Source organism: Acidovorax soli (genome assembly GCF_900107605.1).
Classification (GTDB): Bacteria; Pseudomonadota; Gammaproteobacteria; order Burkholderiales; family Burkholderiaceae_C; genus Acidovorax; species Acidovorax soli.
Genome location: NZ_FNQJ01000016.1, coordinates 69,471 through 83,400, shown reverse-complemented (window position 1 = coordinate 83,400; position 13,930 = coordinate 69,471). Strand labels below are relative to the sequence as shown.

The 13,930-nt window shown below is 66.6% G+C and carries 9 protein-coding genes and 1 pseudogene; 8 read left to right on the top strand and 2 right to left on the bottom strand.

Annotated features, from left to right (window positions below):
- Positions 1 to 97: 97 nt before the first annotated feature.
- The 3 genes and pseudogenes from BLW02_RS11885 to BLW02_RS11875 all read left to right on the top strand — a co-directional run.
- Positions 98 to 493 (top strand): annotated as a pseudogene (locus BLW02_RS11885) (nitrate ABC transporter substrate-binding protein); the annotation flags it as partial.
- A gap of 26 nt (positions 494 to 519) precedes the next feature.
- On the top strand, positions 520 to 1,455 hold the full coding sequence (ntrB, locus tag BLW02_RS11880) for a nitrate ABC transporter permease (RefSeq protein WP_092698839.1): 936 nt from the start codon (positions 520 to 522) through the stop codon (positions 1,453 to 1,455).
- Positions 1,452 to 2,264: an ABC transporter ATP-binding protein gene (locus tag BLW02_RS11875; protein WP_092698837.1), complete on the top strand. Its 813-nt coding sequence runs from the start codon at positions 1,452 to 1,454 to the stop codon at positions 2,262 to 2,264. The genes ntrB and BLW02_RS11875 overlap by 4 nt, the downstream gene beginning before the upstream one ends.
- Before the next feature lie 53 nt (positions 2,265 to 2,317).
- Here the strand turns inward: BLW02_RS11875 and BLW02_RS11870 are convergent, their stop codons facing one another.
- Positions 2,318 to 2,758, bottom strand: a complete 441-nt coding sequence (locus BLW02_RS11870; RefSeq protein ID WP_092698835.1) for a CBS domain-containing protein — start codon at positions 2,756 to 2,758, stop codon at positions 2,318 to 2,320.
- Between the two features lie 216 nt (positions 2,759 to 2,974).
- Positions 2,975 to 3,595: a DUF937 domain-containing protein gene (locus BLW02_RS11865; protein WP_092698833.1), complete on the bottom strand. Its 621-nt coding sequence runs from the start codon at positions 3,593 to 3,595 to the stop codon at positions 2,975 to 2,977.
- A gap of 359 nt (positions 3,596 to 3,954) precedes the next feature.
- Between BLW02_RS11865 and BLW02_RS11860 the strand changes: the two genes are divergently transcribed.
- From BLW02_RS11860 to nirB, 5 genes are all read left to right on the top strand, one after another.
- Complete coding sequence (locus BLW02_RS11860; protein WP_092698831.1) at positions 3,955 to 4,914, top strand: bile acid:sodium symporter family protein; 960 nt, start codon at positions 3,955 to 3,957, stop codon at positions 4,912 to 4,914.
- A 198-nt stretch (positions 4,915 to 5,112) separates the two neighbouring features.
- Positions 5,113 to 6,378, top strand: a complete 1,266-nt coding sequence (locus tag BLW02_RS11855) for an efflux RND transporter periplasmic adaptor subunit (protein WP_092698830.1) — start codon at positions 5,113 to 5,115, stop codon at positions 6,376 to 6,378.
- Between the two features lie 13 nt (positions 6,379 to 6,391).
- Positions 6,392 to 9,550 (top strand): efflux RND transporter permease subunit, encoded by a 3,159-nt coding sequence (locus BLW02_RS11850; RefSeq protein ID WP_092698828.1) that lies wholly within the window; start codon positions 6,392 to 6,394, stop codon positions 9,548 to 9,550.
- Positions 9,547 to 11,061 carry an efflux transporter outer membrane subunit gene (locus BLW02_RS11845; protein WP_092698826.1) on the top strand — a complete coding sequence of 505 codons (1,515 nt, stop codon included), beginning with the start codon at positions 9,547 to 9,549 and terminating at the stop codon, positions 11,059 to 11,061. The genes BLW02_RS11850 and BLW02_RS11845 overlap by 4 nt, the downstream gene beginning before the upstream one ends.
- Before the next feature lie 369 nt (positions 11,062 to 11,430).
- On the top strand, positions 11,431 to 13,878 hold the full coding sequence (gene nirB / locus BLW02_RS11840; protein WP_092698824.1) for a nitrite reductase large subunit NirB: 2,448 nt from the start codon (positions 11,431 to 11,433) through the stop codon (positions 13,876 to 13,878).
- The last annotated feature ends 52 nt before the right edge of the window (positions 13,879 to 13,930 follow it).

Here is a 13,930-nt window from a genome sequence, read left to right as displayed (position 1 = left end):
CATCGCCATCACACCCGAGTCGTCATAATCTGGTCGTCCTGCCTGGGGGAATTTGGGGTGGCCAAGGGTGGGGGAATTTGACCTGGCCATCGGGGCCATTGCCGGCAAGGCTTACGTGAACACCAGCGTGGACGCGATCAACCAGCGCATCCTGGGCCGCTACAGCAACGGCGTGGGTGGCGGCCAGGGCAAGACCTGGGACGACCCGAACCACATGAAGTTCTTCAACGACGGCGCGGTCAACTTCCCCTACCTGTCGGACGGCATGTGGTTCCTCACGCAGCACAAGCGCTGGGGCCTGCTCAAGAGCCACCCCGACTACCTGGCAGTGGCCAGACAGGTGAACCAGGTGGACCTGTACAGATCGGTCGCCAGCGCCATGAAGGTCAATGTGCCCAAGGACGTGTTGCGCACGAGCAAGCTGATCGACGGCGTGGTGTGGGACGGCAAAGACCCCGCCAGGTATGCCGACGGCTTCAAGATCAAGGCCTGAGCAGGCCTGAACAACCGGAGATCACCATGGTCAGTGCCGTTTTTCATGCCCCGCGGGAGTCCGCGCCAGAAGCTACCAAAACAATAGCAAATAGCGTTTTATCTACGGGCGCCAAAACCCCCAAAACCTCTCAGCCCACCAACCCGCCAACGCCCAAGCCCGCGCGCGACTGGGCCGCCCTCTCGCGCAGCTTCTGGCTGACGGTGCTGCCGCCCGTGCTGGGCCTGGGGCTGCTGGTGGGGCTGTGGGCGCTGGTGTCGGCCAGCACGGGCCGCAGCATCCCCACGCCGCACGAAACCTGGCTGCAGGCGCTGGAAGTGTTCAGCAACCCGTTCTACCGCAACGGCCCCAACGACCAGGGCGTGGGCTGGAACGTGCTGGCCTCGCTGCAGCGCGTAGCGGTGGGCTTCGGGCTGGCGGCGCTGGTGGGCATTCCGGCGGGCTTTGTCATCGGGCGTTTTGCCTTCCTGTCGCGCATGTTCAACCCGCTGATCAGCCTGCTGCGGCCGGTGTCGCCGCTGGCCTGGCTGCCGATCGGTCTGCTGGTGTTCAAGGGGGCCAACCCGGCCGCCATCTGGACCATCTTCATCTGCTCGATCTGGCCCATGGTCATCAACACCGCCGTGGGCGTGCAGCGCGTGCCGCAGGACTACATGAACGTGGCCCGCGTGCTCAACCTGAGCGAGTGGAAGATCGCCACCAAGATCCTGTTCCCCGCCGTGCTGCCCTACATGCTGACGGGCGTGCGCCTGGCCGTGGGCACTGCGTGGCTGGTGATCGTGGCCGCCGAGATGCTGACGGGCGGCGTGGGCATCGGTTTCTGGGTGTGGGACGAGTGGAACAACCTCAACGTCAAGAACATCATCATTGCCATCTTCGTGATCGGCATCGTCGGGCTGCTGCTGGAGATGGCGCTCATCAAGCTGGCCACGGCCTTCACGTTCGAAGAGGTGAAATCATGAACGCATCGCTGACCACCAAGTTCATCGAGATCCAGGGCGTAGCGCAGACCTTCAAGACCGCCAAGGGCCTGTTTCCGGCGCTGCGCGATATCCACCTGACGATTGCCAAGGGCGAGTTCGTGGCGCTCATCGGGCATTCGGGCTGCGGCAAATCCACGCTGCTCAACCTGATCGCCGGCCTGACCACGCCCACCCACGGCGCGCTGCTGTGCGCCAACAAGGAAATCAGCGGCCCCGGGCCCGAGCGCGCCGTGGTGTTCCAGAATCACTCGCTGCTGCCCTGGCTGACCTGCTTTGACAACGTGCACCTGGCGGTGGAGCGCGTGTTTGGCAAAACCGAAAGCAAGGCCCAGCTGCTGGCCCGCACCGATGCGGCGCTGGCACTGGTGGGCCTCACGCACGCGGCGCAAAAGCGCCCCGGCGAGATCTCGGGCGGCATGAAGCAGCGCGTGGGCATTGCACGGGCGCTGTGCATGGAACCCCAGGTGCTGCTGATGGACGAGCCCTTTGGCGCGCTCGACGCCCTCACCCGCGCCAAGCTGCAGGACGAGCTGCTGGAGATCGTGGCGCGCACGCACAGCACCGTGGTGATGGTGACGCACGACGTGGACGAGGCGGTGCTGCTGTCCGACAAGATCGTGATGATGACCAACGGCCCGGCCGCCACCATTGGCGAGGTGCTGCATGTGGACCTGCCGCGCCCGCGCAAGCGCGTGGAACTGGCAGAAGACCCGCGCTATGTGCACTGCCGCAAGGCCGTGATCGACTTTCTGTACACCCGCCAGGGGCATGTGGAGAAAGCGGCCTGACCCCACCCTGCGCACGCCAAATGCCCCGGCCTCACAGCCGGGGCATTTGTCGTTCAGCGGCCGCCGCCGGTGATGTAGTGCTCGAGCTGCTCGATGATGAATTTCTGCTCGGAAATGATGTCCTTGACCAGATCGCCAATGGAGATCAGCCCCACCAGCTTGCCGCCATCGACCACAGGCAGGTGGCGCAGGCGGTTTTCGGTCATGAGCGCCATGCACTCCTGGCTGGTCTGGGTGGGGCCCACATACATCACCGCCGTCGTCATGACATCGCGCACCAGCGTGGCGGTGGACTTGCGCCCCAGCAGGGCGATCTTGCGGGCGTAATCGCGCTCGGTGACGATGCCGACGATGGTGTCGCCCTCCATCACCAGCAGCGCCCCGATGCGCTTGTCGGCCATGCGCTGGAGCGCATCGAACACCGAGTCTTGCGGTGCGATGGCGTAAACGGTGTGGTCGCTCTTGGATTTGAGAATTTCAGCAACGGCTGTCATGAAGGGCCTCCCTGCAAAAATGATGGCGGACGTGAAAGAGTTTCAACGCATCCTGCCTTGTGCGCAACACCGGCAGCGTCAAGGGCCCTGCCTGGCGGCATCTGGCAACGCCGCGGACCGGCTTGGCCTTGCCCATTATTTTGAAGCCATATGGGGCAAAATTGCTTGCCCATAAAGCGCCAATAGTGCTCAAAAGCAGAGCAGATGGGTGGCGCCCTAGCGCCGCCCGCCCAGCAGGCCACCGCCCATCTTGAGCAGGTCGCCCAGCCCTACCTGGCCGTCACCGTCCTGGTCGAGCAGGCTGCCCAGCAGGCCGCCACCCAGGCCGCCCTGCTGCTGCACGCGCGCCTGCTCCTGGCCCAGCGCCTGACCCAGGCCGCCAGCGTCCATGCCACCCGCGCTCATGCGCTGCGCCAGGAACGACATCACGATGGGCGCCAGCATCTGCAGCAACTGCCCGGCGTTCGCCCCCAGCCCCGTGGCCTGGCCCAGGCCGGCCTCGGCACGCTGCTGGTTGCCACCGAAGATGTGGCCCAGGATGGCCGCGCCATCGGGCTGGCCGCCGCCACTGCCTGCACCACCGCCCAGCAGCGAACCGAGCAGGCCACCCAGGTCGGGGCCGCCGCTGTGGTCGCGCTGCAAGGCACCAAAGAGGTCCATCGCGCCCTGGGGCTGGGCCGCATTGCGCCCCAGCGTGCCCAGCAGCAGCGGCAGGGCCGCGCCCACGGCGCTCTCGGCCTGCGCCGGGCTGGTGCCGAGTTGCTGGGCCATCTGCTGCAACGGCGCACCCTGAAGCTGGGCCATCAGTTCGTCAACAAGGGAGGCAGGGGAGTTCATGACAGGCATCCTTTCAACAATGCATGGGCCACCGGGCCCGGCAGACATGGTAGGCCCAATGGGTGACATCCAGGTGCACGGTGACCCCTTGCCGGACCAACAACCGGGTCAGGAACAAGGGATTTACCCCTTATTACAATCAGGGTTAACCCTTGATCTGTTGCAGCCCACCCGGCCGTTGCAGACCATTGCACGATGTGCGCGCCCACCTGCGCGCTGTGCACGCCCATCGCCACGTACCGCGTGGCATCCACGGGCCCTCCCCCCCATTCGAGTTTTCAGCAGCCGTTGCGCTGCCCCGCGTGCTGCACGCCAGCACCGCGCCGCCGCGATCGCTGCGCCTTTCAAGGATATGCACCATGCAGGCCATCGCCCGTCTGAGCCAGTTCGTGGGCAAGACTTTTGCCATCTGGGTACTTCTGTTCGCCGTGCTGGCGTTCTATGCCCCCGCCCAATTCAAGTGGATCGGCCCCTACATCGTGCCGCTGCTGGGCATCATCATGTTCGGCATGGGCCTGACGCTGTCCAAGGACGATTTCAAGGAAGTCGCCAAGCGCCCGCTGGACGTGGCCATCGGCGTGCTCGGCCAGTTCATCATCATGCCGGGCCTGGCCTGGGCGCTTTCCAAGGCGCTGAACCTGCCACCCGAGGTGGCCGTGGGCGTGATCCTGGTGGGCTGCTGCCCCGGGGGCACGGCGTCGAACGTGATGACCTTCCTGGCGCGCGGCGACGTGGCGCTGTCGGTGGCCATCACCTCGGTGACCACACTGCTGGCACCGGTGGTGACGCCCGCCCTCATCTACCTGCTGGCCAGCCAGTGGCTGGAAGTGAGCGCCTCGGCCATGTTCTGGTCCATCGTGCAGGTGGTGGTGCTGCCGATCGCCTTTGGCGTGCTGGCCCAATCGCTGCTGCGTGACAAGGTGAAGGCGGCCGTTTCGGTGCTGCCGCTGGTGTCGGTGGCCGCCATCGTGGCCATCGTGGCGGCGGTGGTGGCCGGCAACCAGGCCCGCATTGCCACCAGCGGCCTGATGATCTTTGCCGTGGTGGTGCTGCACAACAGCCTGGGCCTGCTGCTGGGCTACTGGCTGGGCAAACTCACGGGCATGGATGTCTCCAGGCGCAAGGCCTTGTCGATCGAGGTGGGCATGCAGAACTCGGGCCTGGGCGTGGCGCTGGCCACGGCGCATTTTTCACCCTTGGCCGCCGTGCCCAGCGCCATCTTCAGCGTGTGGCACAACATCTCGGGCCCGCTGGTGGCCACGCTGTTCCAGCGCTTTCGCAACGAAGACAACGCCACAGCGCCCTCCAAGCCTGCCTGATTGGCAGGCCCCCATGGGCCAAGCCGCGCAAGCGCTGAACGGGCCCCCACGGCACGGCCGGCGATGCCGGGTGATCGTCGGCCCGCCGGGGGCGCCGCCACGCTGGTCACAGCACGCCATCCCCTTGGGCGCCCGGGGCTTCCATGCCCTCGCGCTTTTTGCGTCAAAATGTTTTGCCAACCAGGACTGCGCGCGCCCATGACACCTCTTTTCCCCGACCACCTGCCTGCCCCCACGCCGTCCGCACTCCATTCACCCCCTGAGCCCTCCCGCTCGCCCCGCCACCTGGCTTCGGCCACGCTGGTGGGGCTCGCCCTGCTGCTGGGCGCCTGCTCCGACAAGGCGCCACCGGTGGCGCCGAAGGGGCCGGCGGAAGTGGGCGTGGTCACCCTCCAGCCCGAGCGCCAGACCGTCACCACCGAACTGCCCGGCCGCACCAGCGCCTACCTCAGCGCCGAAATCCGCCCGCAGGTGGGCGGCATCGTGCAGCAGCGCCTGTTCACCGAAGGCGCCCAGGTCAAGGCCGGCCAGCCGCTGTACCAGCTCGACGCCTCCAGCTACCAGGTGGCGCTGGCCAGCGCCGAGGCCACGCTGGCCAAGGCGCAGGCCAACGTGGGCACGGCCGAGGTCAATGCCCGGCGCAATGCCGAGCTGGTGAAGATCGATGCGGTGAGCCGGCAGGTGCATGACGACAGCCAGGCGGCCCTGGTGCAGGCCCGCTCCGACCTGGCCGTCGCCCGCGCCGCGCTGGACAACGCCCGCATCAACCTGGGCTACACCCGCATCAAGGCGCCGATTGCGGGCCGCACCACCACGTCCACCGTCACCCCTGGCGCGCTGGTCACCGCCAATCAGGCCGCCGCGCTCACCACCATCTCGCAGCTCGATCCACTGTATGTGGATGTCACCCAGTCCAGCACCGAGGTGCTGCGCCTCAAAAGCGACCTGGCGCGCGGGCGCATCCAGAAAAACGGCCAGGCCGAGGCGCCCATCACCCTGCAGCTGGAAGACGGCAGCCGCTACCCCCACACCGGCAAGCTGCAGTTTGCGGGCGTGAGCGTGAACCCGGGCACCGGCGCCGTGACGCTGCGCGCCGTGGTGCCCAATCCCGACGGCCTGCTCATGCCCGGCATGTATGTGCGTGCGGTGCTGGAAACCGGCATCAACGCGCAGGCGCTGCTGGCGCCCCAGCAGGGCGTGAACCGCGACACGGCCGGCAACGCCAGCGTGCTGCTGGTCACCGCGGACGACAAGATCGAGCGGCGCAAGATCACCGTCGAAACGGCCGTGGGGAACCGCTGGCTGGTGGGCAGCGGGCTGGCGGCCGGCGACCGCGTGGTGGTGGATGGCTTTCAGCGCATCAAGCCCGGCGATACCGTGAAGCCGACCGAGGTGGCACCCAAGCCGATGGCAGCGCCGGCTTCTGCGGCCCCTGCAGCTTCGACCGCATCGGCCGCTCGCTGAGGGCCGGCCCGCCATGGCACAGTTCTTCATCAATCGGCCCATCTTTGCGTGGGTCATCGCCATCATCATCATGCTGGCCGGCGCCATGTCGATCAAGACATTGCCGCTGGAGCAATACCCCGACATCGCGCCGCCGCGCGTGTCGATCAGCGCCCTGTACACCGGGGCGTCGGCCAAGACGGTCGAGGAATCGGTCACGCAGGTGATCGAGCAGCAGCTCAAGGGCCTGGACAACCTGATCTACATGGGCTCGACCAGCGACGCCTCGGGCAGCTCGCGCACCACGCTCACCTTCAATGCCGGCACCAACATCGACGTGGCGCAGGTGCAGGTGCAAAACAAGCTGCAGCAAGCCATGTCGCGCCTGCCGCCGGCCGTGCAAAGCCGGGGGGTCACCGTCACCAAGGGCGGCAACGACTACCTGATGATCATCACCTTCACCTCGCCCGACCCGAGCGTGTCGCAGGTGGACATTGGCGACTACATCACCAGCAACCTGGTGGACGTGATCAGCCGCATCGACGGCGTGGGCGACGTGCTCACACTGGGTACCGGCTATGCCATGCGCGTGTGGCTCGATCCGGGCAAGCTCGAAAAATATGCGCTCATGCCGTCCGATATCGGCAGCGCCATCAATGCGCAGAACGCGCAGGTGTCGGCGGGCCAGCTGGGGGCCCTGCCCGCCGTGGGCGAGCAGCAGCTCAATGCCACCATCACGGCGCGCAGCAAGCTGCAGACGAAAGAAGAGTTCGAACAGATCGTGCTCAAGTCCACCACCGACGGCGCCGCCGTGCGCCTCAAGGACGTGGCGCGCATCGAGCTGGGGGCGGAAAACCTCACCATCACCTCGCGCCTGAACGGCCGGCCCGGCGCCGGCATGGGCGTGGTGCTGGCCGACAGCGCCAACGCCATGGCCGTGGCCACGGCCGTCAACGCCAAGATTGCCGAACTGCAGCCGTTTTTTCCCTACCAGCTCAAGCCCTTCACCAGCTACGACACCACGCCATTCGTCAGCGCCTCGATCGAAGAAGTGGTCAAGGCCCTGCTCGAAGCCATGGCGCTGGTGGTGCTGGTGATGTACGTGTTCCTGCAGAACTTCCGCGCCACGCTGATTCCGGCCATTGCCGTGCCCGTGGTGCTGCTGGGCACCTTCGGGGTGCTGTCGGCAGCGGGTTTCTCGATCAACACGCTCACGATGTTCGGCCTGGTGCTGGCCATCGGCCTGCTGGTGGACGACGCCATCGTGGTGGTGGAAAACGTCGAGCGCGTGATGAGCGAGGAAGGCTTACCCCCTAAGGAGGCCACGCGCAAATCGATGGCCGAGATCACGCCCGCCCTCGTGGGCATTGCGCTCACGCTGTCGGCGGTGTTCATTCCCATGGCGTTCTTTGGCGGTTCCACCGGCGTGATCTACCGGCAGTTTTCCATCACCATCGTGTCGGCCATGGTGCTGTCGGTGCTGGTGGCCCTGACGCTCACGCCCGCGCTGTGCGCCACCTTGCTCAAGCCCATTGCCAAGGGGCAGCACAGCCCCTTTGGCGCACCGCGCAAGGGCCTTGCGGGCTGGATCGACCGCTTTTTTGTCGGCTTCAACCGCCGCTTCGACCGCACGGCCGACAGCTACCAGCGCGGCGTGGGCGGCGTGGTGCGCCGGGGCAAACGCATGATGCTGGTGTACCTGCTGATCTGCGCGGGCATGGCGGTGCTGTTCTTGCGCCTGCCCACGTCGTTCTTGCCCAATGAGGACCAGGGCGCGATATCGGTGCAGATCACGTTGCCGCCGGGCTCTTCCAACGCGCGGCTGCAGGCCGTGATGGCGCAGGTGCAAAAATACTTTGCTGCCCAGCCCGATGTGATCAGCTTCAACTCCATCACCGGCTCGGGCGGCGACCAGAGCTCGGCGCGCGGCTTTGTGCGGCTGACCAACTGGAGCCAGCGCAAGCGCCCAGACCAGAGCGCCGACGCCATTGCGCGCAAGGCTACCAAGGACCTGGCTGCCATCCGCGATGCGCGCATCTTCGTGCTGCTGCCGCCCGCCGTGCGCGGGCTGGGGGCCAATGCGGGGTTCAACTTCCAGCTCAAGGACCTGAACGGCCTGGGCCACGACGCGCTGGTGGCTGCACGCGACAAGGTGCTGGACCTGGCCGCCAAGCGCCCCGAGCTGAGCAACACGCGCAGCACCAACCTCGATGACACCGCGCAGCTGGGCGTGGACATCGACGACAGCAAGGCCGGCGCCCTGGGCCTGGCCACGGTGGATGTGAACAACACCCTGTCGAGCGCGCTGGGCGGCACCTATGTGAACGACTTTCTGAACAAGGGGCGCGTCAAGCGCGTGTACATGCAGGGCGATGCGCCGTTCCGGATGCTGCCGCAGGACGTGGCCCCCTGGACGGTGCGCAACAACCAGGGGCAGATGGTGCCGTTCTCGGCGTTTTCGAGCACCCGCTGGACCTATGGCTCGCCGCAACTGCAGCGCTACAACGGCGCCCCCAGCTATGAGTTCGTGGGCAATGCGGCCGCGGGCGTGAGCTCGGGCGTGGCCATGGCGGCAGTCGAAGACATCATGAAGGAAATGCCGCCCGGCATTGGCTACGAATGGACCGGCGCCTCGTTCCAGGAGCGGCTGTCGGGCTCGCAGGCGCCGCTGCTGTATGCGGTGTCCATCCTGTTCGTGTTCCTGTGCCTGGCCGCGCTGTATGAAAGCTGGTCGGTGCCGTTCTCGGTGATCCTGGTGGTGCCGCTGGGCATTGTCGGGGCCTTGCTGGGCATCGGTTTTCGCGGGCTGTCGAACGACGTGTACTTTCAGGTGGGCCTGCTCACCACCGTGGGGCTGTCGTCCAAGAACGCCATCCTGATCGTGGAATTTGCCACCCAGCTGCAAGAGCGCGGCCGCAGCGTGGTGGACGCCACGCTGGAGGCCGTGCGCCTGCGGCTGCGGCCCATCTTGATGACCTCGCTGGCCTTTGGTTTTGGCGTGCTGCCGCTGGCCCTGGGCACGGGCGCCGGCGCCGGCGGCCGGCAGGCCATTGGCACGGCCGTGCTGGGCGGCATGGTGTCGGCCACCGTGCTGGGCATCTTTTTTGTGCCGGTGTTCTTTGTGCTGATTCGCGGTTACTTTGCCGACCGCGCAGCCAGACCATTGGCCAGTGAAACTGGAGCCGCCGCATGAGCCGCCCCCCCCTGATCGCTCCCCACCACACCGTGGGCGCCCTGGCGCTGCTGGCACTGCTGACACTGGCGGGCTGCACCAGCCTGGCGCCCGACTATGCGCGCCCCGCCCTGCCCGTGCCGGCCACGCTGCCGGGCACCGAGGCGCAGCCCGGCACCCCTGTGCCCGATTCCGGCCCCATGGGCTGGCAGGATTTCCTGCAGGAGCCTCGCCTGCGCGAGCTGGTGGCGCTGGCGCTGCAGAACAACCGTGACCTGCGCGTGGCCGTGCTGGCCATCGAAAAAGCCCGCGCGCAATACGGCGTGGAGCAATCCAACCGCTTCCCCGCCGTGGGGGCCACCGGCGCCGGCACGCGCACACGCACCGCCCAGGACCTGACCACCAGCGGCCGCTCGCCCATCAGCAGCCAGTACAGCGCGCAGCTCGGGTTCAGCAGCTACGAGATCGACCTGTTTGGCCGCGTGAAAAACCTCAACGAGGCCGCGCTGCAGGAATTCTTGCGCACCACCGAAAGCCGCCGCAGCGTGCAGCTGAGCCTGGTGGCCGAGGTGGCCAATGCCTGGCTCACGCTGGATGCCGATGGCCGGCGCCTGCAACTGGCGCAAGACACGCTGCGCAGCCGCCAGAAGTCGTTTGAGCTGACCGAGCGCAGCCACGCGCTGGGCGCGGCCTCGGGCCTCACGCTGGCACAAGCCCAGACCACCGTGGACGCGGCCCGCACCGACGTGGCCGCCTTCACCAGCCAGGTGGCGCGCGACCGCAATGCGCTGGCCCTGCTGGTGGGCGCGCCCGTGCCCGCCGCGCTGCTGCCCGAGGGGGTGAACACGGCCGCATCGGCATCGGCATCCACAGAGCCCACGCCCACCCTCGCCCCACCCGCCGCCGCGCTGCTGGCCGTGCCGGCCGGCCTGCCCTCGTCGGTGCTGCTCAACCGCCCCGACGTGCGCGCGGCCGAATACACGCTGCGCGGCGCCTACGCCAGCATTGGCGCTGCGCGGGCCGCGTTCTTCCCCAGCATCACGCTCACGGCGTCGGCGGGCACCGCCAGCAACGCGCTCTCGGGCCTGTTCGACGGCGGCAACGGCACCTGGAGCTTTGCACCGCAGATCCGTCTGCCCATCTTTGATGCGGGCCGCAACCGCACCAACCTGCAGATCGCCGAAACCGCGCGCGACACCGCCGTTGCCCAGTACGAAAAGGCCGTGCAGACCGCGTTCCGCGAAGTGGCCGATGCCCTGGCCGACCGCGCCACGCTGGCCGAGCGCCTGCAGGCCCAGCAATCGCTGCAGGCTGCCACGCTGAAGGCACTGCAGCTGTCCGAAACCCGCTACCGCCTGGGCGCAGACAGCTTCCTGCCCGTACTGGACGCCCAGCGCTCGCTCTACAGCGCGCAGCAGACACTGATCGCGCTGGCACTGGCCGAGCAGGCCAACCGGATCACGCTGTACAAAGTGCTGGGGGGCAGCTGGAGCGACGACACCACGGGCGGCATGGCAACGCCCGGCTCCTGAAGGGGGCGCTTTCGCGCCCACCCGACGGGGAATCCCCCCTGGGGTGCCCATGCACCAAGCTGGCACGGCCGCCACGCAGACCCTGCACCGATATCGACATCGGCTCTGATCTTGCTTTTAACTTGATAGCTGCAAACGCTTGCCAAACAAGCGCTGCAGCAGGGCTTCACTTTAACCACCCATTTTAAGCATCGCTGGCACAGGCCTTGCATAACCCTGGGCGTGGCCAAGGTAGGCCACCTGTTGAGCCCGGTGCAATGGCGGATCGGGCTGACGAAGACGATGGCGTCCCTGCGGGAGTGCTGGCTGCGAAGCCGGTGCACCGCGCGGACGCCTTTTTGTTTTGCCGAAACGCCTACGGGGGTCACGATGAAAAAATCCAGGCTGGTGATGGTGGGAAATGGCATGGCCGGCGTCCGCTCGCTCGAAGAGCTGCTGAAGATTGCGCCCGACCTCTACGACATCACGGTGTTCGGTGCCGAACCGCACCCCAACTACAACCGCATCCTGCTGTCTCCCGTGCTGGCGGGCGAGCAAACCATCGACGAGATCATCCTCAACGACTGGGCCTGGTACCAGGACAACCAGATCACGCTGCACACCGGCTTTACCGTGACCGACGTGGACCGCGTGCACCGCACCGTGCGCGCCACCAACGCCGTGGGCGAAACCATCACCGCCGAATACGACCGTCTGATCATGGCCACGGGCTCCAACCCGTTCATCCTGCCCATCCCCGGCAAAGATTTAAAGGGTGTGCTGGCCTACCGTGACATTGCCGACACGCAGGCCATGATCGATGCCGCAGCCACCTACCAGCACGCCGTCGTCATCGGCGGCGGCCTGCTGGGGCTGGAGGCCGCCAACGGCCTCATGAAGCGCGGCATGCAGGTGACGGTGGTGCATGTGGGCGACTGGCTGATGGAGCGCCAGCTCGACGATGTGGCCGGCAAGATGCTGCAGAAGTCGCTGGCCGAGCGCGGCATGCAGTTTCTGATGAAGGCGCAGACGCAAGAGCTGGTGGGCAACGCCGAAGGTCGCGTGGCCAGCGTCAGGTTCAAGGACGGCACCGAGGTGCCCGCCGACCTGGTGGTGATGGCCGTGGGCATCCGACCCAACACGGCTCTGGCCGAAAAGATGCGCCTGCATGTGAACCGCGGCATCGTGGTGAGCGACACGCTGCAGACCACCACCGACGCGCGCATCTACGCCGTGGGCGAATGCGCCGCGCACCGGGGCATTGCCTATGGCCTGGTGGCCCCGCTGTTCGAGCAGGGCAAGGTGCTGGCCAACCACCTGGCCGAGTTCGGCATTGGCCGCTACCAAGGTTCGCTCACATCCACCAAGCTCAAGGTCACGGGCATCGACCTTTTTTCAGCAGGCGACTTCCAGGGCGGCGAGAACACCGAAGAGATCGTGATGAGCGACCCCTTTGGCGGCGTGTACAAGAAGCTGGTGCTCAAGGACGACAAGCTCGTGGGCGCCTGCCTGTACGGCGACACGGTGGACGGCAGCTGGTACTTCAAGCTGCTGCGCGACGGCCGCACGGTGAACGACATCCGCGACAAGCTGATGTTTGGCGAAAGCAACATCGGCGACGCAGGCCACCAGGGCCAGAACAAGGCCGCCGCCATGGCCGACAGCGACGAGGTCTGCGGCTGCAACGGCGTGACCAAGGGCGCCATCTGCAAGGCCATCAAGGACAAGGGCCTGTTCACGCTCGATGAAGTGCGCAAGCACACCAAGGCCAGCGCATCGTGCGGCTCGTGCACCGGCCTGGTCGAGCAGATCATCATGTTCACGGCGGGCGGTGACTACAGCGCCACGCCCAGGACCAAGGCGATCTGCGGTTGCACCGACCACGGCCACCAGGCGGTGCGCGAGGCGATCCGCACCAACAAGCTGCTGTCCATTGCCGATGTCTTTCATTTCATGGAATGGAAGACGCCCAATGGCTGCGCCACCTGCCGCCCCGCCGTCAACTACTACCTCATCAGCACCTGGCCCAAGGACGCCAAGGACGACCCGCAAAGCCGCGCCATCAACGAACGCAGCCACGCCAACATCCAGAAAGACGGCACCTACAGCGTCATCCCGCGCATGTGGGGCGGCGAGACCACGGCCGACGAGCTGCGCCGCATTGCCAATGCGGTGGACAAATACAAGATTCCCACCGTGAAGGTGACAGGCGGCCAGCGCATTGACCTCTTGGGCGTGAAGAAGGAAGACCTGCAGGCGGTGTGGAAGGACATCGGCATGCCCAGCGGCCACGCCTACGCCAAGGCCCTGCGCACCGTGAAGACCTGCGTGGGCAGCGAATGGTGCCGCATGGGTACGCAGGACAGCACGCAGATGGGCAAGGACCTGGAGCGCGCCATGTGGCGCATGTACGCACCGCACAAGGTCAAGTTTGCCGTGAGCGGCTGCCCGCGCAATTGCGCCGAGGCCGGCATCAAGGACGTGGGCATCATCGGCGTGGACAGCGGCTGGGAGATGTACGTGGCCGGCAACGGCGGCATCAAGACCGAGGTGGCGCACTTCTTCACCAAGCTCAAGACCGCCGAGGAAGTGCTGGAGTACACCGGCGCGTTCTGCGAGCTGTACCGCCAGGAGGGCTGGTACCTGGAGCGCACCGTGCACTACGTGAACCGCGTGGGCCTCGACTACGTGAAAAAACGCATCCTCGAAGACCACGCCGGCCGCCAGGCGCTGTGGGAGCAGCTGCAGTTCGCGCTCGATGGCGAGCCCGATCCGTGGTTCGAGCTGGACAAGGCAGCGGTGGACCAGCGGCAGTTCATCCCGATCGCCGCGGTCTGAAAGTTTTCATCTCAAAAGTGCCCTCAGCGTTTTACCGACAGGCGCAAGAAGC